This window comes from Rhizobium sp. 10N414 (assembly GCF_056394785.1).
In genome coordinates this window covers 66,778-88,800 of the sequence record NZ_JBFTIN010000019.1, presented here as the reverse complement: position 1 = coordinate 88,800, position 22,023 = coordinate 66,778, and the positions used below count along the sequence as shown (strand labels likewise).

Annotated in this window: 22 protein-coding genes; 8 read left to right on the top strand and 14 right to left on the bottom strand. The window is 60.6% G+C overall.

Annotation, left to right across the window (positions count from 1 at the left end):
* Positions 1-51: 51 nt before the first annotated feature.
* From AC1DE4_RS18255 to ybgC, 11 genes are all read right to left on the bottom strand, one after another.
* Positions 52-819, bottom strand: a complete 768-nt coding sequence (locus AC1DE4_RS18255) for an outer membrane protein (protein ID WP_018859216.1) — start codon at positions 817-819, stop codon at positions 52-54.
* A 181-nt stretch (positions 820-1,000) separates the two neighbouring features.
* Positions 1,001-2,353 carry a phosphoglucosamine mutase gene (glmM, locus tag AC1DE4_RS18250; RefSeq protein WP_112661269.1) on the bottom strand — a complete coding sequence of 451 codons (1,353 nt, stop codon included), beginning with the start codon at positions 2,351-2,353 and terminating at the stop codon, positions 1,001-1,003.
* A gap of 237 nt (positions 2,354-2,590) precedes the next feature.
* The gene (ftsH, locus tag AC1DE4_RS18245) at positions 2,591-4,522 is read right to left on the bottom strand and encodes an ATP-dependent zinc metalloprotease FtsH (protein WP_025660918.1); all 1,932 of its coding nucleotides are present in this window, start codon (positions 4,520-4,522) and stop codon (positions 2,591-2,593) included.
* Between the two features lie 98 nt (positions 4,523-4,620).
* Complete coding sequence (gene tilS / locus AC1DE4_RS18240; RefSeq protein WP_018859213.1) at positions 4,621-5,946, bottom strand: tRNA lysidine(34) synthetase TilS; 1,326 nt, start codon at positions 5,944-5,946, stop codon at positions 4,621-4,623.
* A 12-nt stretch (positions 5,947-5,958) separates the two neighbouring features.
* Positions 5,959-6,960 carry a tol-pal system protein YbgF gene (gene ybgF, locus AC1DE4_RS18235; RefSeq protein ID WP_026372052.1) on the bottom strand — a complete coding sequence of 334 codons (1,002 nt, stop codon included), beginning with the start codon at positions 6,958-6,960 and terminating at the stop codon, positions 5,959-5,961.
* 160 nt (positions 6,961-7,120) lie between these two features.
* Entirely contained in the window at positions 7,121-7,651 is a 531-nt protein-coding gene (gene pal, locus AC1DE4_RS18230) for a peptidoglycan-associated lipoprotein Pal (RefSeq protein WP_007802639.1), read from the bottom strand.
* A 156-nt stretch (positions 7,652-7,807) separates the two neighbouring features.
* Entirely contained in the window at positions 7,808-9,118 is a 1,311-nt protein-coding gene (tolB, locus tag AC1DE4_RS18225; RefSeq protein WP_018859210.1) for a Tol-Pal system beta propeller repeat protein TolB, read from the bottom strand.
* A gap of 22 nt (positions 9,119-9,140) precedes the next feature.
* A complete protein-coding gene (locus tag AC1DE4_RS18220) occupies positions 9,141-10,271 on the bottom strand; it encodes a cell envelope integrity protein TolA (RefSeq protein ID WP_018859209.1) in 1,131 nt (376 codons plus the stop codon).
* An 8-nt stretch (positions 10,272-10,279) separates the two neighbouring features.
* Positions 10,280-10,735, bottom strand: a complete 456-nt coding sequence (gene tolR, locus AC1DE4_RS18215) for a protein TolR (protein WP_477882398.1) — start codon at positions 10,733-10,735, stop codon at positions 10,280-10,282.
* Positions 10,736-10,764: 29 nt separating this feature from the next.
* A complete protein-coding gene (tolQ, locus tag AC1DE4_RS18210) occupies positions 10,765-11,484 on the bottom strand; it encodes a protein TolQ (RefSeq protein WP_016557208.1) in 720 nt (239 codons plus the stop codon).
* Positions 11,485-11,925: 441 nt separating this feature from the next.
* Positions 11,926-12,390, bottom strand: a complete 465-nt coding sequence (ybgC, locus tag AC1DE4_RS18205; protein ID WP_112646151.1) for a tol-pal system-associated acyl-CoA thioesterase — start codon at positions 12,388-12,390, stop codon at positions 11,926-11,928.
* A 119-nt stretch (positions 12,391-12,509) separates the two neighbouring features.
* Here ybgC and AC1DE4_RS18200 point away from each other — a divergent pair, with 119 nt between their 5' ends.
* From AC1DE4_RS18200 to AC1DE4_RS18170, 7 genes are all read left to right on the top strand, one after another.
* Entirely contained in the window at positions 12,510-13,730 is a 1,221-nt protein-coding gene (locus AC1DE4_RS18200) for an NAD-dependent epimerase/dehydratase family protein (RefSeq protein WP_192241692.1), read from the top strand.
* Positions 13,727-14,548 (top strand): glycosyltransferase, encoded by an 822-nt coding sequence (locus AC1DE4_RS18195; RefSeq protein WP_477882385.1) that lies wholly within the window; start codon positions 13,727-13,729, stop codon positions 14,546-14,548. The genes AC1DE4_RS18200 and AC1DE4_RS18195 overlap by 4 nt, the downstream gene beginning before the upstream one ends.
* Positions 14,545-15,429, top strand: coding sequence for an NAD-dependent epimerase/dehydratase family protein (locus AC1DE4_RS18190; protein WP_018859204.1), 885 nt, complete (start codon positions 14,545-14,547; stop codon positions 15,427-15,429). The genes AC1DE4_RS18195 and AC1DE4_RS18190 overlap by 4 nt, the downstream gene beginning before the upstream one ends.
* Positions 15,430-15,494: 65 nt before the next feature.
* Entirely contained in the window at positions 15,495-16,226 is a 732-nt protein-coding gene (locus AC1DE4_RS18185; RefSeq protein WP_018859203.1) for a hypothetical protein, read from the top strand.
* A gap of 96 nt (positions 16,227-16,322) precedes the next feature.
* Entirely contained in the window at positions 16,323-16,910 is a 588-nt protein-coding gene (locus AC1DE4_RS18180) for a 5-formyltetrahydrofolate cyclo-ligase (protein WP_477882383.1), read from the top strand.
* Between the two features lie 2 nt (positions 16,911-16,912).
* Positions 16,913-17,737: a TIGR00282 family metallophosphoesterase gene (locus AC1DE4_RS18175; RefSeq protein WP_016557201.1), complete on the top strand. Its 825-nt coding sequence runs from the start codon at positions 16,913-16,915 to the stop codon at positions 17,735-17,737.
* A 114-nt stretch (positions 17,738-17,851) separates the two neighbouring features.
* Positions 17,852-18,688 carry an MBL fold metallo-hydrolase gene (locus tag AC1DE4_RS18170; protein ID WP_192241693.1) on the top strand — a complete coding sequence of 279 codons (837 nt, stop codon included), beginning with the start codon at positions 17,852-17,854 and terminating at the stop codon, positions 18,686-18,688.
* A gap of 30 nt (positions 18,689-18,718) precedes the next feature.
* Here the strand turns inward: AC1DE4_RS18170 and AC1DE4_RS18165 are convergent, their stop codons facing one another.
* Positions 18,719-19,222 carry a pyridoxamine 5'-phosphate oxidase family protein gene (locus tag AC1DE4_RS18165; RefSeq protein ID WP_018858835.1) on the bottom strand — a complete coding sequence of 168 codons (504 nt, stop codon included), beginning with the start codon at positions 19,220-19,222 and terminating at the stop codon, positions 18,719-18,721.
* 174 nt (positions 19,223-19,396) lie between these two features.
* Between AC1DE4_RS18165 and AC1DE4_RS18160 the strand changes: the two genes are divergently transcribed.
* Entirely contained in the window at positions 19,397-20,143 is a 747-nt protein-coding gene (locus tag AC1DE4_RS18160; RefSeq protein ID WP_477882381.1) for a YebC/PmpR family DNA-binding transcriptional regulator, read from the top strand.
* Positions 20,144-20,204: 61 nt separating this feature from the next.
* Here the strand turns inward: AC1DE4_RS18160 and AC1DE4_RS18155 are convergent, their stop codons facing one another.
* Both AC1DE4_RS18155 and AC1DE4_RS18150 read right to left on the bottom strand, forming a co-directional pair.
* Positions 20,205-21,026, bottom strand: a complete 822-nt coding sequence (locus tag AC1DE4_RS18155) for an anti-sigma factor family protein (protein ID WP_477817685.1) — start codon at positions 21,024-21,026, stop codon at positions 20,205-20,207.
* Positions 21,023-21,853 (bottom strand): sigma-70 family RNA polymerase sigma factor, encoded by an 831-nt coding sequence (locus AC1DE4_RS18150; protein WP_477882379.1) that lies wholly within the window; start codon positions 21,851-21,853, stop codon positions 21,023-21,025. Before AC1DE4_RS18150 ends, AC1DE4_RS18155 begins: the two co-directional genes overlap by 4 nt.
* Positions 21,854-22,023: the final 170 nt, after the last annotated feature.

The following is a 22,023-nucleotide window of genomic DNA, read 5'->3' as shown; positions in this document are numbered from 1 at the left end:
GGCCCTGACGGCGGCCGTGAAGTCGAAGCGCTCGCAACAATGGGGTGTCGGCTATTGCAGCGAATAGCGCAGGCCGAGTTTGAAATCGTGCGAGGTAATGTTGTCGAAGTGCATCGGGCCGGTGTTCACCGTGTTGTCGTAGGAACGGAGCGGGCCGGTTTTTGCGTCGCCAAGATCGACGTAGCTATAGCCAAAATCGACGGTGAGGCGATCTGTCACTTGATAGCCGATACCGGCATGGAGCGCCCAAGCAAAGTTCCAAGTGGATTCACTGTCACCATAAGCAACGCCTTGGGTCGGGACGTTGACATCCCTGAACCGAGAGATCGTGTTGCGTGAGGCACCGATGCCGGCGCCGACATAAGGCGTAATACCTTCCCATGTGCCGATGTCGACATAGGCATTCGCCATCAACAGCCATTCCGATTTGGCAGCATCGTAGTCATTCGTACCATCCCAGACGGGTCCCGTCGCATCGGTATGACCGTAACGATCGAGCGCGGAAAAATCGGTCTTGCCGCGATACTGAACGATCGCATCGCCGCGGAGCCACTGGTTAAATTGATAACCGACGCCCAACCCACCGAGCAGGCCACTGTCAAATGAGCCCTCATCCGGAAATTCGTGGAGTTCCACGTCGTCAAACAATTCGTGCTGCATACTGCCAAGACGCTGGTTAGTCATGCCCAAGTCCCCGCGCAGGTACCATCCGCCGAAGGCGGGAGGGGGCGGAGGAGCCGGATCGACATAAAGATCGGCAGCGAGAACCGGGCCACCTGCCGTCAACGCCGCAGCCAGGGCAATCAAAAATCTCTTCATAGTATGCTCCAGAAACAATCGATGCCCGGGCGTGCGTCATTCGACCACGCCCGGCTTTTATTCATCCCAGAGTCTTACAAATTAGAGTTAATGTCAGATTAAATTCAGAAAATCTTTAGCATGATCTTGCGCACATGGCCGGACGCCGAAACAATGCCCGCCATGTTCACAAATACGGACGTCACGCGGCGTCGCGCGCACCACCGATTATACCAACCAGATCATTGACGATGCGTTCGATCTGGCCGCGGTCATCGCCTTCAGCCATGACCCGGATCAGCGGTTCGGTGCCGGACGGGCGGATAACAAGGCGGCCGCTATGACCGAGCTCGGCTTCTGCATCGGCGATTGCCTTCCGCACACGGGCGTCTTCAAGCGGCTTGCCGCCGGAAATGCGCACATTGCGAAGGAGCTGCGGCACTGGCTCGAAGCGGCGGCAAACTTCGCTCACCGTCTTGCCGGTCCGCTTGACCGCAGCAAGGATCTGCAATGCGGCCACTAGACCGTCGCCCGTCGTACCGTAGTCCGACAGCACGATGTGACCGGACTGCTCGCCACCGACGTTGTAGTTGTGCTGGCGCATGTGCTCGACGACATAGCGGTCACCGACCATCGTGCGTACGAGGCCGAGGCCCTTATCCTCGAGGAAGCGCTCCAGCCCGAGATTCGACATCACCGTCGCAACGATACCGCCGCCGCGAAGCTGCTGGCTTTCGGCAAAGCTCTCGGCAATGACAGCCATCAGCTGGTCGCCGTCGACAACAGCGCCGTTCTCATCGATGATGATCACGCGATCGGCGTCGCCGTCGAGCGCAATGCCGATATCGGCACGGACTTCATCGACCTTCTTCTGCAGAGCAACCGGGCTGGTCGAGCCGCAATTGAGATTGATGTTCGTGCCGTTCGGCTCGTTGCCGATGGTCACGACGTCGGCGCCGAGTTCCCAGAGAACAGCGGGCGCCACCTTGTAGGCGGCTCCGTTTGCGCAGTCGATCGCGATCCTTAAGCCTTGTAGCGTGACGTCACGCGGCAGCGTGCGCTTGGCATGCTCGATATAGCGGTCGTGCACGCCGTCAACACGCTTGGCGCGGCCGATGTCGTCGGCTTTGGCAAGCTGCGTCGAGAGATCCTTTTCAAGCAGATCCTCGATCTGCGATTCCAGATCGTCCGACAGCTTATAGCCATCTGGCCCGAATAGCTTGATGCCGTTGTCCTGGTAGGGATTGTGGGACGCCGAGATCATGACGCCGATGTCGGCGCGCAAGGACCGCGTCAGCATCGCCACGGCTGGCGTCGGGATAGGACCGAGAACAAAGGCATCGACGCCCGCAGCAGTGAAGCCTGCGACCATCGCGTTTTCGAGCATATAACCAGAAAGGCGGGTGTCCTTGCCTATGACAACGCGATGACGGTGGTTGCCTCGGCGAAAGATCGTTCCGACTGCAATCCCGACCCGCATCGCAAGGTCGGGTGTCATTGGGAACACATTGGATTGACCGCGAATACCGTCTGTACCGAAATAGCGTCTTTTCATATGCACCCCTGTGCCTTAGCGCGCCTTCAGGCTGCGCATTATTACTTGCAAAAATCACGTCGCCACGGGCGAATGTCGTTACAAGAGCTTCGAGTGAAGCCTCCCTATGTCACCGGCATGACATAAATCGCTGTCACCATCACGTAAATTCGCGAGAAAACCCATTACATCGCGTTACCGACGCGAAAGGCCGGAGTCCAGACTAGACCCCGGCCTTTCAGGCATTCTCAAGATAAATCAATGCGGCTGCGGCTCTAGGCCGGCTTCAGGCTCGTCACCCTTAGCCACCGGTCGGCTACCGGTCTTCGGAACGGCCGAGCCGCGGCTGGGCGGCGCGTCGTCGCCGAGATCGCGCGAAGGCTTTTCGCCGCGAATCAGCGCCTTGATTTCCTCGCCCGTCAACGTCTCGTATTCGAGCAATCCTTCGGCCAGCGCGACGAACTCGTCATGCTTGTCGGTGAGGATATCGCGGGCCTGGGTATAGGCCTCGTCGATCAGGCGGCGAACTTCGTTGTCGATCTTCTGGGCGGTGGCCTCGGAGACGTTCTTCGACTGCGAAACAGAGTGGCCGAGGAAGACCTCCTGCTGGTTCTCGCCGTAGGCCACCTGGCCGAGCTCGTCGGAGAAGCCCCATTGGGTGACCATCGCACGAGCAAGCTTGGTGGCTTGCTCGATGTCTGAGGATGCACCCGATGTGATGTTCTCCTTGCCGAAAGTCAGTTCCTCAGCAACGCGGCCGCCCATCATGATGCAGAGGCGCGAGACCATCCACTTGTAGCTCATCGAGTAGCGGTCGCCCTCGGGGAGCTGCATGACCATGCCAAGCGCACGGCCCCGGGGGATGATGGTTGCCTTGTGCAGCGGATCGGCGACCGCCACATTGAGTGCGGTGATCGCATGACCGGCTTCGTGATAGGCCGTGAGCTTCTTTTCAGCCTCGGTCATCGCCGAAGAGCGGCGCTCGGCGCCCATCATGATCTTGTCCTTGGCGTCCTCGAATTCCTGCATGGTCACGACGCGCTTGTTGCGGCGCGCAGCCATCAACGCAGCTTCGTTAACGAGGTTCATCAGATCCGCGCCGGAGAAGCCGGGCGTACCGCGAGCCAGAACCTTGAGATCGACGTTCGGTGCCAGCGGAACGTTGCGGGCATGAACCTTCAGGATACGCTCGCGACCGACGATGTCGGGGTTCGGCACGACCACTTGACGGTCGAAGCGGCCCGGACGCAGAAGTGCGGGATCGAGAACATCAGGGCGGTTCGTCGCCGCGATCAGGATGATGCCCTCGTTTGCTTCGAAGCCATCCATCTCGACCAGCAACTGGTTCAGCGTCTGCTCACGTTCATCGTTACCGCCGCCGAGACCGGCGCCGCGATGGCGACCGACAGCGTCGATTTCGTCGATGAAGATGATGCAGGGCGCATTCTTCTTGGCCTGTTCGAACATGTCGCGGACACGGCTTGCGCCGACGCCGACGAACATTTCGACGAAGTCGGAGCCCGAGATCGTGAAGAACGGCACATTGGCCTCGCCTGCAACAGAGCGGGCGAGCAGCGTCTTGCCGGTGCCCGGAGGGCCAACCAACAGAACGCCACGCGGAATTTTGCCGCCGAGGCGCTGGAATTTCTGCGGATCACGCAGGAATTCGACAATTTCCTCAAGGTCTTGCTTGGCCTCGTCGACGCCTGCGACGTCATCGAAGGTCACCCGGCCATGAGCTTCGGTCAGAAGCTTGGCCTTGGATTTGCCGAAGCCCATCGCACCGCGTGAGCCCCCCTGCATCTGCCGCATGAAGAAGAGCCAGACGCCCAGTATCAACAGCATCGGCAACAGCGTACCGATATAGCTCAGGAAGCCCGAAGAGCCATCGGTCTCCGGGCGCGCCGAAACGAGGACGTTCTTCTGCTGGAGCCGATCGAGCAGGCTGCCGTCAACAACAGGCGTATAGGTCTGGAAGGTGGTGCCGTTTTCAACATAGGTGCCGGTGACGCGGTTGCCCGTGACGACGACTTCCTTGACGCGGCCCGCATCCACTTCCCGCAGGAACTGCGAGTAAGGGATCTCGCGGGAGCTGGTCTGCGCCGGCGACGTCTGGAACATGCTGAACAGGGCAATCAGCAGAAGCGCAATGATTGCCCACAAGGCGAAATTACGTAAGTTAGGGTTCATCGAACTCCCCAGCACTGGAACAGCCACCTCATGGCGACCGTCTTATTTGGTCTCTAACATAGGATTGCCTTGGGTGAATGCCAAGGAAAACTGGACTGTTAGATAGATTTTCCGTCAATAAGACCTAATGGCGGTTTTGGATAGGGGCGCGTTCCAAAGGCAGCCGCAAGCCTGTCGGCAAAGATGAAGTCAAATCGTGTCAAAAAACGGTCGAACGGCGAGAAATAGGGACTGATCCTGACTTTCTCGGCAACACGAGAGGGAACTTCGGACCCAGCAGCGTCGACGACGCATGGCGCCGCTGACCGGGCCTGCCTGAGCACGCCCCTCGGTAGCCGGTCGCTCTGCATCTCAGCTCCGCCGGCAACGACGCCGATATCCGTCGGGGCTGCATTTTCAACGAGGAACCGCCTGTCCCAGACGCCGCGCGCGCCCGGCGCAAGCGTCAACGGCAGGATCCCACGGTTTTCACGAACGAGAAAAAGCCCGTCGCGCCGAAGGTCAAACACTACCCTGCCCGCGGTCATCCGATTTGGCTGATCGCTTTTGATAAGCGCCAGAACATCGTCCGTCTGCTTGCGTCCGAGCGGGAACGCCTGCCCGCCGAAAACCGCAGCAAGGCGCGCAATGGCATAATCAAGAATGCCCCTCTCCGCGGTGAGTCCGGCCGGGAGTACCTGGCCGACCAAGGGAGAATGCAGAACGAAATGCTGATCCAGCCATCTAGCCGCCGAAGCGGCGACGCTCGTGCGCAAGTCACCGGCCTCGCCCGCATCCGGGACGGCATCCGCCTCTTCGGCGAGGCGGGATCGCATCCGCACACGTTCATAGTTCGGGTCATCATTGCTTGGGTCGTCGATCCAGCCGACATGTCTTGTGCGAAGATATTCGCGGATCGCCTCTCGCCGACAGCTAAGCAGCGGTCGGGCAACCCAAATACGGCGATCAAAGAGCACGAGATCGGCGATGCCGGTGCTTGGCTGTTCTGAGCGCTCCCACCGCATGGCGAGCGTCTCGCGCTGATCGTCTGCCGTATGCGCGGTTACAACGATGTCGGCGTTGAAGTTCTCGGCGGCTTCGGCAAGCAGCGCGTAGCGGGCGTCGCGCGCAGCCGCCATGAGGCCGGCCTTGGGCTTTTCGCCCTGCCAGACTTTAACGACGTGCGGGATATCGAGCGACCCGCAGAGGGCAGCAACCTGGCGCGCCTCTTCGGCCGATTCTGTCCGCAGTGCATGATCCACTGTAACAGCGCAAAGAGAGATTTTCGAGTTGGGTACAGCCTTGCTCGCTTCGACAAGAGCCAAAAGCAGGCCTGTTGAATCGCTTCCGCCCGAAGTCGCAACAAGGATGCGCGAGGGCCCGATCAGCGAGTCAAGGAAACGGCGCGCTGCCGTCTCAGGTAGAAGGGGGCCATCCGGGCGCAAAACCGGAAGGCCCTAGCAGGCGAGACGCTTTTGCTCGCTGGCAACCTTGGTTATCACGGCACGCGAAGCCTTGGGGTAACGCTTCGAGACTTCCCGCAGCGTGGCGCATGCGGTTTCCGTATTGTCGAGCGCCGCAAGCGACATGCCCAGCTTGAGAAGCATTTCCGGCGCCTTTTCGGAGCTGCCATACTTCTTGTGAGCATCGAGGAACGTCTTGGCGGCCTCATTGTACTTGCCCTGCGAGTAGAGCGCTTCGCCAAGCCAGAAATTGGCATCCGCCGCGCGTGCGCTGCTCGGGTATTGAGCGATGTACTGGGTGAACTCCTGCTCGGCCGTCGAATAGTCCCCGGAAAGCACGTGGCCGTAGGCGGCCTTGTACTGGTCGGCTTCGCTGCCGAGCGAGGCCGTCTGCGACGAACGGCCGGAATCGACGCCAGGAACCGGGCCGGATCCGACCGTGGCATTCTCGTTGACCGAGCCTCCGACCGGATTGCCGCTCTGGTCGAACTGCATCGAACCGAGCTGCTTCGGCGGCTGGCCGAGACCATCATTTGCCGGAACGTCGGTCGAGGGAGCCGTTTCGGCTCCCTGCGGTGCTTGGATTACGCGGGCGACATCGTCACCACCGCTCCGGCCCTGCGCCGGAGGAGGCACATCGGCTTCGCTCTTTTTCATCGTCTTGGAGCTGCTGCCGGCACTACTGCCGCCGCCCTTTTCCAGCTCCTGGAAGCGGAATTCGTTGTCTTCCTGCGCCTTGCGGATCGTTTCCTGCATCTGCAGGAGCTGGAAGCTCATCTCTTCGATGCGGCCGTTCAGCTGGCGCAGCTGTTCTTCCAGCTGCTGGATGCGAACCTCAGGGCCGCCCGCCTGCACGTTTACAACCGGTGCCTGCGGTTGCCGATTGGCAGCCTTGCCGCCGATCTGCCACCCGAAAAGCGACGTCGCATTCGCCGATTGGCCCGCCCCGGCCACGGCCGCGAGGCACAGCATGCCCGCAACGACAAATTTCTTCATATGGTTTGTCCTGTCCCTGTGATTCTTCGCACCCATTGGCACGAACAGGAGATTTTTCCAATTGCTTTCAAAAAGCAACGGAAACTGGCCAAAGTGTGTTCAAAAAGAAAAGGCGGCCCGCGTTGGAGCCGCCTTTCGAAATTGTAATATTTCCCAGCAATTACATGCCGGCGCCACCGAGAACTGTAACGGCCCGGCGGTTCTGCGACCAGCAGGAAATATCGTCGCAGACGGCAACCGGGCGTTCCTTGCCGTAGGAGATCGTCTTCATGCGCTGTGCCGGAACGCCGCGCGAAGCAAGGTAATCCTTGGTGGCCGCTGCACGGCGAGCGCCGAGAGCAAGGTTGTATTCGCGCGTGCCGCGTTCGTCGGCGTGGCCTTCGATGGTGATCGCGTACTTCGGATAGCGGGCAAGCCACTGAGCCTGGCGGTCGAGGGTCTGGGAAGCGTCCGCGCGGATCGAGGTGGAGTCGGTGTCGAAGAAGATACGATCGCCGACGTTGACGGTGAAGTCCTGTGCAGAACCGGGCGTTGCGGCGCCGGCACCGAGGCCCAGGTCACCAGCGCTGTTCGCCATGTTCTTCTTGTTGGCGCAACCGGCCAAGGCAAGACCGGCGACAAGCGCGATCATGACGGGGTTACGGGCGAAATTCTGCATGCGGCTCATTGCCGGGGTGTGAATTCGGCTCATGGCCGGTCTCCTTGCGACTTGATTAAGGTTGCCGGACTGTAACCTCGTTGGGTTAATCGGCATTCAAGAATTATGGTTAACAGATGGTTGATTTGTCCCTCAGTCGCCCCAATCAGGGATTTTTGCGGCGACAAAAAGGCACATCCACAGGCTTTCCTACTCGAGAAGCGGCGACCAGGCCGGGTCCGAAGCGAAGTTCGGCGTCTTGATGAGCTGCTCGTTGTAGCCCGTCAGATCGATCGAGTAGAGCTGCGGACCGCCGGCACCAGCTGCCTGGCGGAAGAACATGATAACGCGGCCGTTCGGCGCCCAGGTCGGGCCCTCGTTGTGGAAGCCCGTCGTCAGGATGCGTTCACCCGAACCATCAGGCTTCATGACGCCGATCGAGAACTTGCCGCCCGACTGCTTGGTGAAGGCGATCAGATCGCCGCGCGGAGACCAGACCGGCGTCGAGTAGTTGCCGTCTCCGAAGGAGATACGGGTTTGGCCGGAGCCATCGGCATTCATCACGTAGATCTGCTGGTGGCCGCCACGGTCGCTTTCGAAGACGATGCGGTTGCCATCAGGCGAATAGGACGGCGAGGTATCGATCGCAGCAGTGGACGTCAGGCGCGTCGTGGTGCGCGAACGCAGGTCCATCGTGTAGATGTTTGCGTTGCCTTCCTGCTGAAGGCTCATGACGACTTTCTGTCCGTCAGGCGAGAAGCGCGGCGAGAAGGTCATGCCCGGAAAGTTGCCGACCACTTCGCGCTGTCCAGTTTCCAGTTGCAGCAGGTAAACCCGCGGCTGCTGGTTGGCGAAGGACATGTAGGTGACTTCCTGGCGGTTCGGCGAGAAGCGCGGCGTCAGCACGAGATCGCTGCCGTTCGTCAGCATGCGCACGTTGTAGCCGTCCTGGTCCATGATGGCGAGCTGGCGCTTGCGCTCCTGCTTCGTGCCGGACTCGGATACGAAGACGACGCGCGTATCGAAGTAGCCCTCTTCGCCGGTGATCTGCTTGTAGATCGCATCGGCGATAATATGGGCAACGCGACGCCAGTTCTCAGGCTGGGTGTAGAACTGCTGGCCCGTCATCTGCGTGCCGGCAAATGTATCCCAAAGGCGGAACTCGGCGCGCAGGCGCCCGTCGCTTTCCTGCGTCACGCGACCGGTAACGAGGGCCTGCGCATTGATGACCTTCCAATCTTCGAAGCGCGGAGCGGCATCCGGGTTGGAGATCTTCTCGATGAAGGCGTTCTTGTTGATCGGCGCAAAGAGGCCGGAGCGCTGAAGGTCGGCGGCAACCACTTGCGACACCTGGGCGCCCATGTCGCCTTGCAGGAAATCGGTGATCGCGATCGGCAGTGGCTCGACATTGCCCTTGTTGATGTTGATTTCGACAAGCGCGTTGGCCGGCGTGGCGACAACCGCAGTGGTTATCATGCCGACGGCGACCATCAAGGCGCGAATGAGGGAACACTTGGTCATGGAGGACAAGCCTTTCAGCATTTTAAAGTGCTAGATCGCTGGGATCGAAGTTGACGATAACTTCGCCCCAGGCGTCATATTTGTCTTTCGGGAGATTGGTGAAGGGCGACGACTTCATCACGGCACGCTTGGCACCGCTTGCCAACGCCATGCGCGTCGCCTCGTTGGTGCCGCCAACCGCTTCGACCTCGGGTGAGCCGATGATGTTACCGTCAGGGTCCAGCTTCATGTGGACCTTGATGCGAACGTCGCTAGCACCTTCCATCCCCGGGATAACCGACCAGTTGCCGGCGATCGCACTACGCAGCGCATCCATCTCGCTCATCGAGAGCTTGGAGCCACCGGTGGCCTTCTTGGCACCGAGCGAAGCAACCTCGGTCGAACTTTTGGCTCCGCCATTCGACGGGTCCTGCTTGTTCAGCAGCGCCGCGATATCGTCGGCGTTGAAGTCGCTCTGCTTAGAGGAGGCGGACTTCGCTTTCTCCTGCTTCTTGTCGGCCTTCTTCTTGTCCGTCGGCTTTTCGTCCGCCTTCGCCTGATCCTCGGTCTTTTTCTCCGGGGGCTTTTCGGCCGGCTTCTGTTCCGGCGGCTTGGCTTGCGGCTTCACGACCGGAGTCGGAACCTTGTCCGGCAGCGCCTCGGCGTCCGGCTTCGGTGGCTCCGGCTGTTCCTGTGGCGTTTCCTCTGGCTTTGGCGGCGTCGGCGGGGTGATTTCCGGCTTCGGCGGCGTAATGGACGCGACCTGCTTCGGCTCGACGTCCGTCTCCTCCTTCATTATCTCCTTCACCTCGTTGGGGACGGGATCATTCTGAGGAAGAGGCTTTTCGACGGCCTTAGGGGCAGCAGCGCTCTCGTTATTGCTGGGCTTGGCGTTCGGGACCGGCGGCGCCTTGAGGTCGACCTTGTTCTCGCCCATGTTCTCGGCGTTTTCGACATTGGTCGGCTTGGCCGTCGGCTTCGGCGCCGGCTTTTCACTCGGCTTGGCCGTCTTGTCGCCCTGCTGCATCTGCGTCATTTCTTCGACGGGCACGAGGTCGACGGGCATCGCCTCGAAATCCTCGACCTTGAACTGCTCCGGGGAGCCGATCGAGATCAGCGCCCAGGCAAGCAGTGCACAGTGCAGAGCCGCAGATGTGACGATACTGGCCTTCATAGCGTTCGCTATTGGTCCTTCTTCTGCTGCGTCACGAGGCCGATGTTCTTGTAGCCAGCACCCTGGATGCGAGCCATGACGTCGGCGATCACGCCATAGGGCGCGGTCGCGTCGCCGCGAACGAAGATGCGTTCATTGTAGCCCGTCGTTGCGATCGCCTCGAGCTTCGCGGCAATCTCTTCGACCGGGATCGGTGTTYCCTGCAGGAACACCTGGCCGTCGTTCTTCACCGAGATCGTGATCGGCTGCGTTTCGGAATTCAGCGCCTTGGCCTGTGTTTCCGGCAAGTCGACGGGCACGCCGACCGTCATCATCGGTGCTGCCACCATGAAGATGATCAAAAGCACCAGCATGACGTCGACGAGCGGCGTCACGTTGATTTCGGAGATGGCACCACCTCTGTGGCCACCGCGACGACGACCACCGCGACCACCGCCGCTACCGCCACCGCTTGGAGCACCCATACCCATATCGTTGACTCCGTTCCCGTCGATTACTGCGCGGCCTGGCGCGGCTGCAGTTTTTCGTCGATCTGGCGCGAAAGGATGGCGGAGAATTCATCCGCGAAGCCTTCCATACGGCCCGAAAGCTTGCCGGCGTCGGCAGTGAACTTGTTGTAGGCGATAACGGCCGGGATAGCGGCAACAAGGCCAATTGCGGTTGCAAGCAGCGCTTCGGCGATACCGGGAGCAACGACCGCGAGGTTCGTCGACTTCGAGCCGGCGATTGCCTGGAACGAGGTCATGATACCGACGACCGTACCGAAGAGGCCGATGAACGGGCCGGCCGAACCGATCGTTGCCAGCGAGCCGAGACGGGCGGAGAGAAATTCGGATTCACGCGCCAGCGTAACGTCCATGGCGCGGTCGATACGCATCTGCAGACCGATCGGGGAGCGCGCACCGCGCTCAAACGACTTCTTCCATTCGCGCATCGCCGCAACGAAGATCGCGGCAAGGCCGGTGTTGTTGCGCTCCGATAGCGTGCGATAGAGCTCTTCCAGCGACTGGCCCGACCAGAACACCTGCTCGAACTTCTCGAACTGGCGCCGTGCGCGACCATACGCCAGATACTTGTCGATGACGATCGCCCAGGTCCAGACCGAGGCTGCGATGAGCCCGAGCATGACCAGCTTGACGACGAGACCTGCCTGCATAAACAGCGACCAGAGGCTGACGTCGGCCGTTGCTGCTGCCAATCCTACTTGTTCCATTGATCCAAAATCCCCGAATCCAAACGCCCGGCACTTGACCGGGCGGCACAAAGTGATCTCGCAAGAAGTGTCTGGCGGCCGCCGCCCAAAGCCCTGGTCAAGCTTCCAAGCTCTTATCCGCCTTCCTTGCCGTCAAATTTGGTCAAAGGAAGGCGTGCACCGCACAAACTCTGACAATCCGAGTAAGACACTATTATGGTTAACAGTTCGTTAGCGCCGGATCATGACAGCGAAACTATCGGCGAAAGATTTATCCCTTGGATTACTTGGTCAGATCTAGCTCGATGACCACAACAGCGCATATCTTCCAGCGCGCGAATTCCTTCACACAAAACTCATGTTTATGCAAGGCCGGAATCCCGTGTCTTTTCAGCGTTCGCGATCAACCCGGGCGAATCGCTGCACGCAAAGGATGTTGATCGCACTGCGCGCGGCAACGGCTCACGGCCCGCGGAGCGGCTTGCTGCCTTCGAGAAACTTCTCGGCAAGTGTCTCCGGCAGTCTTCGGGGCCTCGCATTGGCGTTAATGACGGCGATGATCACCTTGGCGGCGATCAGCAGCGTTTCGCCGCGCCGGATTTCCTGATTGAGGACCATCTTGGCGCCGCCTGCTCTTTCGGTGTGGGTCAGCACCGTCAGGATGTCATCCATCCGTGCCGGCTGCTTGAAGTCGATCTCCATGCGATGGACGACGAAGACAAGCCCCTCCTCGTCCGCATTGATAAGCTCTCGTTGCTCGACGCCGAGGCACCGGAGGTAATCTGTGCGGCCGCGCTCGAGGAAGTGCAGGTAGCGGGCATGGTAGACGAGGCCGGAAAAATCCGTGTCCTCGTAATAAACCCGCTGCAGGAGCCGGTGACCCGTTTCCGTGAGTTCACCCGAAATCGAAAAACCGTTGTCCGCCATAATTTTCTCCAAAGCCACGCGCCCTCTTTGGCGGAAGACTTTCCGCCTTGCAAGCATTGAACAATTGTCACGCTTCCTAAGTAATTTTTGACAGAGACATTCAAGCAGGAGACACCGCGATGAAGATTGCAGTGATGGGCGGGGACGGATTCATCGGCTGGCCGACATCATTGCATCTTTCGGACGCGGGGCATGAGATCCATATCCTCGACAATCTTTCGCGGCGGTGGATCGACACCGAACTCGGGGTCCAGTCGCTGACCCCGATGGACTCGATCCAGGAGCGCACGCGCATCTGGCACGCCGAAACTGGCCGGCGCATTCATTTCAACCTGATCGACCTCGCCAAGGACTACGAGCTCCTGAAGAAGTGGCTCGCCGAGAACCGTCCGGATGCCGTCATTCACTTTGCCGAGCAGCGTGCCGCCCCCTACTCGATGAAGAGCGACCGCCACAAGAACTACACCGTCAACAACAACGTTAACGCCACCCATAACCTCCTGAATGCGCTTGTCGAACTCCAGCTCGACGCACATCTCATCCACCTCGGCACGATGGGCGTCTACGGCTATTCGACGGTCGGGGCGGCGATCCCCGAGGGGTATCTGCCCGTTGGCATCGAGACGGCGAGCGGCGAGACCGTCTGCCAGGAAATCCTCTATCCGTCCAATCCCGGCTCGATCTATCACATGACCAAATGCCTGGATCAGTTGCTTTTCCATTTCTACGCCAAGAACGACCGCCTGCGCATAACCGACCTGCACCAGGGAATCGTTTGGGGAACGCATACCGAGCAGACACGCCGGCACCCTCAACTCGTCAATCGCTTCGACTATGACGGCGACTACGGCACCGTGCTGAACCGCTTCCTCATCCAGGCGGCGATCGGCTATCCCCTGACCGTCCATGGCACCGGCGGCCAAACCCGCGCCTTCATCCATATTCAGGACTCGGTACGCTGCATCGAGCTTGCCTTGAACAACCCGCCTGCCCGCGGAGCCCGTGTCGAAATCTTCAACCAGATGACCGAAACGCATCGCGTGCGCGATCTCGCGGAAATGATCGCAAAGATGAGCGGCGCCGAAATTGCCTGGCTACCGAACCCGCGCAAGGAAGCACCGGAAAACGAACTCATCGTCAAGAACGAGAAATTTCGCCATCTCGGCCTCGATCCGATCACCCTCCAGGCAGGTCTTCTGAGCGAGATCGTCGATGTCGCCAAGAAATTTGCCTATCGCGTTGACCGGTCGCGCGTGCCTGCCGTTTCCGCTTGGACGAAGGACATTGCCGCCACGATTAACCATGATCCGGAAGGCAAGAGGCTGAAGTCCGTTTCATGAGTGAGCCCCGGCACGCCTATGTCACTCTCGTCACCAACGACGATTACGCCAAGGGTGCCAAGGCGCTTGCAACATCCTTGCGCCGAACCGCTACCCCAGCGGTCATCGTCGTCCTCCATACCGCGGGCGTTGACCAAGCCAGCCTCGACCCACTCCTAAAGCTCGACTGCCGCCTGGTGCCGGTCGAGCATCTGCCGCTGTCAGCCGAGTTCAATCAGCGTCATGCTCGATCCAATCTGCACGCCGCGGCTCCCTTCAAGAAAGGACGCAAGCCGGCGTTTCACTCGCCGCTCGACAATTTCTGCAAGCTGCGCCTCTGGCAGCTGACCGAATACACCAGTTGCGTCTTCATCGATGCCGATGCGATCGTGTTGCACAACATCGACAAGCTCTTCCGCTATCCCGAGTTTTCGGCCGCCCCGAACGTCTATGAATCCCTCGAGGACTTCCAGCGGCTGAACTCCGGCGTCTTCGTCGCGCAACCGTCTGAAGACACATTCCAACGCATGCTGGAGCGACTGGATCAGCCGGGAGTGTTCTGGAAGCGGACGGACCAGACCTTCCTGCAGGAATTTTTCCCGGATTGGCACGGCCTGCCGATCTATTTCAACATGCTCCAATATGTCTGGTTTACCATGCCCCAGCTTTGGGATTGGCACAGCATTTCCGTCCTGCACTACCAGTATGAGAAGCCGTGGGAGACGAATCATCCGAAGGTCGATAAACTGCGGCCGCTGATCGACCTTTGGCATGCATTCTATGCCGGCGATGACCTGCCGGATCTATCGACCATGGCGAACCCGGAAGAGGCAGCATGAAGGTATTGGTATCGGGGGGAACAGGTCTCGTCGGGCGCTATATCGTCGAAGAACTGCTCGCCGCCGGCTATACCGTGATCATCGGCGGCCGCCACGCTCCCCTGCCCCGCTTCTTTTCGAGACCGGTCGAGTTCGCCCCGCTCTCGCTCGATCCGGCGCACGATCATATCGAAGCCTTCGAGGACGCCTATTTCTTCGTGCACGCCGCCTTCCACCACCTGCCCGGCAAATACCGCGGCGGCGAGGGCGACGACCCGGAGACGTTCAAGCGCTTCAACCTCGACGGCAGCGTCCGGCTTTTCGAAGCAGCCAAACGCGCCGGCACGCGCCGCTGCGTTTTCATTTCCAGCCGCGCCGCCTACGGCGAGCACGCACCGGGAACCACACTGAAAGAGGGCATGCCCGACAAGCCCGAGACCCTCTACGGCCAGGTCAAGCTTGATGCCGAGCGCAGTCTCGCACACCTCGCGGCGCCCGTCTTCACAACGGCCAGCCTCCGATTGACCGGCGTCTATGGCGACCTCCGACCGAACAAATGGGACAGACTGATCGAAGATTACCTAGCCGGCCGCCACCTGCCATCACGCGCCGGAACCGAGGTCCACGGAAGAGACGTCGGCAAGGCCGTACGGCTCATGCTGGAAGCGGACGCCGCGCGTATCTCCGGCGAGACCTTCAACGTCTCCGATGTCACGCTGGATACCTGGGACATCCTGGAACACATTCGCTGGGAGCGCGATTGCGTGAACAGGCTCCCGCTTCCCGCCGACAAGGCGCAGCTTACGCCGATGGACACGGCGAAGATCCGTGCTCTCGGTTGGTCGCCGGGCGGCATGCCGCTGTTCAATGAAACGATCCATGCGCTCGCTACGCTTGCATAGGTGGCACAGGCCCACTCAAGCCTGAAGTTGCAGACTGCACCGGATAGTGCAATCCGGAGGATAGTATGCAAGTCGGTTCCGCATCAGCGCTCAACATCCTGCGCAACACCTATTCCGCCGACAATCTCAATATATCGGCCGACAGCACCAGCGCGCGCCTGAAGATATTGCAGAATGCGGCAAAGGCACAGGAAAGCCTGCGCGAGAGCATGGCCACCTCGGCCGAAGCGGCGAAGGCCAGAGCGGCGCGCAAGCTTGAGGAAGCCAAGCAGCAACTCGAAATGCTGAAGAGCGGCGGCTACCCGCCGGAGGTCGTCGCCCGGCTTGCTGCCGAACTCGCTCACAAGATCAGCGCCGCTGCTGCGGAATTTGCCTCGGCTGTTGCGGCCAGCGCCACAAACATTGCTTCCACAGCCGATGCCTCTGTCGCAACTGAAGATACCGGAGCAGCCTCGGCAGACGCCACAGCTCACGCATCCGCCGCAGATGCAACGACGTCTTCGGATAGCACCGACACGAGCGCAACCGAGGCAGACGAACCCGACGGCGCAACGGCTGCGCGCAACGCCTACAAGAGCATCGTCGAAGACGGACAGCAGGCGTCCGTAGGCATCTCCGCCGAGGATCGCAAGACGATGGAAGAGTTCAAGGCCGTCCTGCAGGAGGTCCGGCAGTTGATGGACAAGGCCATGCGCGAGCTGCGCGCAAGGACTGGTCAGCAGGCACCAGGCGCGAACGCCTATGCGTTTGAGGCACAGGCCGACGCCTCAACCGTACCGGCCAGCATCACGATTTGACCTGGTTGGCTCCGGTGGGTGGTCAAAGGTCGCATTGTCCCGTTGAAATGATCAGCAAGACCTTTATCGTCTGCTGAAAACAGCGCGATGGACCGTATGACCCCGAAAGAATTGAAAGCCGAAATGCGTGCCGGCCGGCTCGCTCTGCGCGACGCCATCCCGGAAGCCACCCGCATCGAGATGAGCCTGGCCATGGCCGAGCATGCCGGCGAGGCCGTCGCGTTCGATCCCGGCACCGTTGTTTCCGGCTTCCTGCCGATCCGCTCGGAGGCCGACATCCGGCCGCTTCTGGCGCGGTTCCAGGCGCGCGGAGCACGGCTTTGCGTGCCCGCCATCCTCGACAAGCAGACAATCGTGTTTCGCGAACTCGTGCGCGGTGTCCCTTTGGTCAGCACAGGCTTCGGCACCTCGGGACCGCCGGCGGACGCCGCCGTGCTCGATCCCGAAATCATGCTGGTTCCCCTCTCCGCCTTCGACAATCGCGGCCACCGCATCGGTTACGGTGCCGGCTATTATGACCGCGCCATCGACCGTTTGCGGCAAAAAGGCCTGCATCCCAAGCTGATCGGCATTGCATTCGACTGCCAGGAAGTGGCACATGTGCCCGACGAGCCGCACGATGTCAGCCTGGACGCCCTTCTGACGGAAAGCGGGCTGCGCTTTTTTGCCTCTTGGATTGGATAGCAATGCGACTGCTTTTTCTGGGTGACATGGTGGGTAAGACCGGACGCACCGCCGTCTGGAACCGCCTCCCCGGCCTCATTTCTGACCTGAAGCTCGATTTCGTCGTCGTCAACGGCGAGAACGCCGCCGGCGGTTTTGGCATCACCGAGGATATCTTCCTCGAGACGATAAACGCCGGCGCCGATGTCGTCACGACGGGCAACCACGTCTGGGATCAGAAGGAAGCGGTCGCATTTGCCGGGCGTCACGACCAGTTCCTGCGACCGGCCAACTATCCGCAGGGCACGCCAGGCCGCGGCTCGGGGCTGTTCTACGCCCGCAACGGTGCACGCGTGCTGGTCGCAAATGTCATGGGTCGCGTCTTCATGCATCCCGAACTCGACGATCCCTTCAAGTCTGCAGAAGCGATCCTCGATGCCTGCCCGCTCAAGGAACAGGCCGATGCGATCATCTTCGACTTCCATGCCGAAGCGACAAGCGAGAAGCAGTGCTTCGGTCATTTCGTCGACGGCCGCGCCAGCTTCGTCGTCGGCACCCACACACATGTGCCGACCGCCGACCACCAGATCCTGAACGGTGGTACCGCCTACATGTCGGATGCCGGCATGTGCGGCGACTACGACTCCTCGCTCGGCATGGATAAGGAGGAGCCGCTGAACCGGTTCATCTCCAAGATGCCGAAGGGCCGCATGGAAGCAGCGACCGGCCCTGCCACCATCTGCGGTGTCGGCGTTGAGATCTCCGATGCGACCGGCCTGGCTGAAAAGATCGCTCCGCTGCGTCTCGGTCCCCGGCTTGCCGAGACTATTCCGGAGTTCTGGCGCTAGAGCCTTTCCCGCCATGACGCAAACGTGAGAAGCGACTCCGGATTTCAACTGGACCGCTGCTGCGCCTTGCCGCATCCTCCCGAGCCTATCCGTGAGAGCGCTGGAGGAAGTGGCATGAAGCCGCGTTTTCTTGTTTTCGCAATCGCCTGCCTGATGGTCCTGGTTGCCGCGGAAGCCGCCGCCGCTCAGGAGGAACAGCGAAACGTCAGCCAGTGCCAGGCCATCGCCCAATCGATCCCGCAAGCGACCTTTGCCAGCTTCACAGGCCCGTCACCGATCATCGGTGCCGGCGCCACCGACCAATCGGTTGCGCTGACCTACATCGGGCACTCCACCTTCCTCATTGAAACGCCAGGCGGCGTAACGATCGCGACCGATTACAGCGGCTGGTACTCGCCGCCACAGGCGCCAATGGTCGTCACCATGAACCGCGCCCATTCCTCGCACTATACTCTGGTGACCGACCCGGCCATCAAATATGTACTGCATGGATGGAGCGACGTCCCGGGCGAAAAGGCCAAGATCAACCTCGTAGTCGGAGACACCTACATCCGCAACGTCACAACCGATATCAGGGGCGGCTTCGGCGCGCCGCAGCAAGATGGGAACTCGATCTTCATCTTCGAGGTTGCCGGTCTCTGCATCGGTCATCTCGGCCATCTGCATTACGAACTGACGGAGGCCCACTACACGGACATCGGCCGGCTGGATGTCGTGATGGTGCCGGTGGATGGTGGGCTGACGATGGGTTCCGACAGCATGAGCCGCGTCATCAAGCGCCTGCGCGCCTCGCTGATCCTGCCGATGCATCAGCCGCGCCCACTGCAAAGCTTCCTGTCGATGTTCGGACCCGATTTCGACATCAGCTACGCGCCGACGAACACGATCTCCGTCTCGCTGCGCGCCTTGCCGAAAAAGCCGCTGATCTATGTCGCGAAGGGCATGCAGTAAAAGACCCGGACTGCACCGGGCCTATTCTCCTCAGGCGAACTGCAAGTGCTGCCTGATGCCGACATCGGGCATCTTGTCATCGTCGAGGTTGGCCTTGGCGATCTCCCAGCCGAACTTCAGCTTATTGCCTGTCGAAACCCAGATCTCGGCGTCGTCGACATGCATGGCGAGCATCGTGAGCTTCGGATCCTTCTTGCCGTCGTCATACCAGGCGGCGACGAGCGAGTTCCAATACTCGTCTACCTTTGACTGGTCGGGCCGCACCTCGATCTTGCCGGCAAGGCAGGCATGGTAGTCGTGATCCTTGCCGACCACGCAGAAATGCGCCCGAGTCCCCGGCTTGATCGCACGTACGATCGCCGCATCGGATTTCGTATAGAACCAGATCGTGTTGGTCTTCGGATCGGCGTTCGGCGCCATCGGCTGCATGTGCATGTCGGCCCCGTCCACGCCGAGCATACCGGCATGAATGTCGTTCACCTGGTCCCAGAGCTGGCGTGCCGGGTGTTCTCGCGCCTCGTTGAAACTAGCCATAGCACTTCCTTCCATTTCGAGGGTCCGTGGGTGAAACGTCAACTTCCTGGGGTTTGTTCCGCCATTCCGGATACACGGGCGACCGGCGCGACAGAGCCGTTTTCCCTTGAATGCAGCCAATTTCGCTCTTATAAGGCGGCCCATTCCTAACAATACGACGTGAACAGGGGTGCCATGGCTGGCCATTCACAGTTTAAAAACATCATGCATCGCAAGGGCCGTCAGGATGCCGTGCGATCGAAAATGTTCTCCAAGCTCGCACGTGAAATCACGGTTGCGGCCAAGGCCGGTCTGCCCGACCCTGCGATGAACGCCCGCCTGCGTCTGGCAATCCAGAACGCCAAGGCGCAGTCCATGCCGAAGGATAACATCGACCGCGCCATCAAGAAGGCTGCTGGCGCCGACGCCGAGAACTACGATGAAGTCCGTTACGAAGGTTACGGCCCGGGCGGCACGGCGATCATCGTCGAAGCCCTGACCGACAACCGCAACCGCACTGCCTCCAACGTCCGCTCGATCTTTACGAAGGCCGGCGGCGCACTTGGCGAAACGGGCTCGGTATCCTTCTCCTTCGACCACGTTGGCGAGATCACCTACAAGCTGTCCGCTGGCGATGCCGACAAGATGATGGAAGCGGCGATCGAAGCCGGTGCCGACGACGTCGAGACCGACGAAGAAGGCCACTACATCACCTGCGCCTTTGAATCCCTCGGCGAAGTCGCCAAGGCCCTCGAAGGCTCGCTCGGTGAAGCCGAAACCGTCAAGGCGGTCTGGCGCGCCCAGAACAACGTGCCCGTCGACGAAGAACGTGCCCAGTCGCTGCTGAAGCTGATCGACAGCCTGGAAGACGATGACGATGTCCAGAACGTCTACTCGAATTTCGAAGTCGACGAAGAGGTTCTGGCCAAGCTTTCGGCCTGAGACCTGCAAGGAAGCATCATGTTATCGCGCCGGCCGGATTGTTCCCGCCGGCGCTTTCGTTTCAAGGACGCTCTTCCTCGGGCGCCAAGCCGGCCTGCGCTATAAAATTCTTGCGGAATGCGGCAAGATCTTCGGCGCTGGCATCGGTTATCGCCCAGAACACCAGTCCGCCGCTCGACCATCGACTAATATTGTATCCCTCGCGTTCCGCGCTGCCCGGTGCCGTCGACGTACCCGGCCATATAAAGAGATTAATCACGTGTCCGCGGAGCCGATAGATCAGAGCCGCGACGACCCGTCCGCCAACGTAGTCGACCCTGCCCCCGATCAGGGGAAACCCCTGGGCCGCGAGATCGACGACTGGCGGAGAGAAGTCGATCTTGCCGTTGAACCAGGGCTTGACGGTGTGTCGATCCGAGGTCTGCACATCAGCCAGGTGATCGGCAAGCAGCGAGCGGACATGGCTGGCGACGATCTGATCTTGGATATCTATCCCACGCGGCAGATTGACGAACAGGAAGAGACTTGCGGCCAGCGCAGCAAGCGACGGCACAAGGCTCCATTGCCGGATGAACGCGAAGATCCGCGGCCAGATGCCGTTTTCGGCCGCAGCTGCCTTCTCCGGATCCACGGTGGCGGCAGTCTCGAGGGACAGGCTACTTAGGACCCGAGAACGCACTTCTTCCGGCGCGCGCCATTTGACCCCGTTTCCACCGATGACCTTCCGCATGGCAGTCACCCTTGCCAGCGCGGCGCTGCAGGAGGCGCAACCGGCAAGATGCGCCTCGAATTGCGCCGAATGGACCGAATCGAGCTCACCGTCGACGAAACCGTGCAGCATGTCGCTCCATTCGGGACAGGCTCTATGGCTTTCATCGCTCATGGCGCCACCCCGCTCTTTTCCAGGGCCAGCCAGGCTTTGCCGAACTCCTCCCGTGCCCGCGCGAGCCTGGACATGACGGTGCCGATCGGCGCGTCGATGATTTCGGCGATCTGCCGATAGGACAGGCTCTCGAGTTCCCGCAGCACCAGCACCTCCCGCATCGGGTCGGAAAGATCGCCGATGACCCGCCGTACGCGCTCGGACTCGCTCTTGCGGATCACGGACGCTTCCGGCGTGTCGTCGTCGGACGCGATCTGGCAAGTCGCGATATCCGCTTCACCGGTCGAGACGTCCTCGGCCATCGGCACTTCGAAATGCGCCTTCCGGCGGCCGTCGAGTAGCCAGGCGCGGTAGCAATTTCTGACGATCGAAAACATCCAGGCGCGCGGATCGCCGCCGCGATAGCCTTCGAAGCTCCGATAGGCGCGCAGGAAGGCTTCCTGGACGATATCTCCAGCAGCATCGGGATCGCGACTGAGGAAGCGGGCGAAATTGTAGGCGTCGTCCAGCTGCGGAAGGATGGCCTTCTGGAAGCGTTGCATCGTTTCGGCCGATGCGGCAGGCGTCCCCATCGTGGCCGCTTGCGGGTCGAGCAGCGGCCGCGTCATCGCCAACGACATGCCGATCATGGCGGAGAGGGCTTTCAGAAGGCGAGCCGCCATCCGCCCGGTACCGGCAATCGCCCGATCGGCACCTAATGGCGTGCGCTGGCATTCGAATGAAAGGAAATCCGCGATCTCAGCCTCTGTCATCGTCTTCCCCGGGTTCGGCCGACCGCATCGGATCGCCCTTATGCCTTCCGCAAGATAGATCGTCCTGACCGTCATTTTATTCCGTCCCGGCGCGATTTTTTTCGAGGAAAAGCGTTCACGGGAAGGGTTCTGGATGCCGTCGCGAAAAATCTCTCATCGGTTTCATCGGCTTAGGAAGATTGCCCGGCATGCCGGGAATAACTGCCGGCCGGCCTCGATCTTGTCTGGCAGCGGCGGCACCCATT

Coding starts and splice junctions, on each gene's coding strand:
- AC1DE4_RS18255 (WP_018859216.1), bottom strand. CDS start 819: ATGAAGAGATTTTTGATTGCCCTGGCTGCGGCGTTGACGGCAGGTGGC.
- glmM (WP_112661269.1), bottom strand. CDS start 2,353: ATGAAAAGACGCTATTTCGGTACAGACGGTATTCGCGGTCAATCCAAT.
- ftsH (WP_025660918.1), bottom strand. CDS start 4,522: ATGAACCCTAACTTACGTAATTTCGCCTTGTGGGCAATCATTGCGCTT.
- ybgF (WP_026372052.1), bottom strand. CDS start 6,960: ATGAAGAAATTTGTCGTTGCGGGCATGCTGTGCCTCGCGGCCGTGGCC.
- pal (WP_007802639.1), bottom strand. CDS start 7,651: ATGAGCCGAATTCACACCCCGGCAATGAGCCGCATGCAGAATTTCGCC.
- tolB (WP_018859210.1), bottom strand. CDS start 9,118: ATGACCAAGTGTTCCCTCATTCGCGCCTTGATGGTCGCCGTCGGCATG.
- AC1DE4_RS18220 (WP_018859209.1), bottom strand. CDS start 10,271: ATGAAGGCCAGTATCGTCACATCTGCGGCTCTGCACTGTGCACTGCTT.
- tolQ (WP_016557208.1), bottom strand. CDS start 11,484: ATGGAACAAGTAGGATTGGCAGCAGCAACGGCCGACGTCAGCCTCTGG.
- ybgC (WP_112646151.1), bottom strand. CDS start 12,390: ATGGCGGACAACGGTTTTTCGATTTCGGGTGAACTCACGGAAACGGGT.
- AC1DE4_RS18200 (WP_192241692.1), top strand. CDS start 12,510: ATGAAGATTGCAGTGATGGGCGGGGACGGATTCATCGGCTGGCCGACA.
- AC1DE4_RS18195 (WP_477882385.1), top strand. CDS start 13,727: ATGAGTGAGCCCCGGCACGCCTATGTCACTCTCGTCACCAACGACGAT.
- AC1DE4_RS18190 (WP_018859204.1), top strand. CDS start 14,545: ATGAAGGTATTGGTATCGGGGGGAACAGGTCTCGTCGGGCGCTATATC.
- AC1DE4_RS18185 (WP_018859203.1), top strand. CDS start 15,495: ATGCAAGTCGGTTCCGCATCAGCGCTCAACATCCTGCGCAACACCTAT.
- AC1DE4_RS18180 (WP_477882383.1), top strand. CDS start 16,323: ATGACCCCGAAAGAATTGAAAGCCGAAATGCGTGCCGGCCGGCTCGCT.
- AC1DE4_RS18175 (WP_016557201.1), top strand. CDS start 16,913: ATGCGACTGCTTTTTCTGGGTGACATGGTGGGTAAGACCGGACGCACC.
- AC1DE4_RS18170 (WP_192241693.1), top strand. CDS start 17,852: ATGAAGCCGCGTTTTCTTGTTTTCGCAATCGCCTGCCTGATGGTCCTG.
- AC1DE4_RS18165 (WP_018858835.1), bottom strand. CDS start 19,222: ATGGCTAGTTTCAACGAGGCGCGAGAACACCCGGCACGCCAGCTCTGG.
- AC1DE4_RS18160 (WP_477882381.1), top strand. CDS start 19,397: ATGGCTGGCCATTCACAGTTTAAAAACATCATGCATCGCAAGGGCCGT.
- AC1DE4_RS18155 (WP_477817685.1), bottom strand. CDS start 21,026: ATGAGCGATGAAAGCCATAGAGCCTGTCCCGAATGGAGCGACATGCTG.
- AC1DE4_RS18150 (WP_477882379.1), bottom strand. CDS start 21,853: ATGACGGTCAGGACGATCTATCTTGCGGAAGGCATAAGGGCGATCCGA.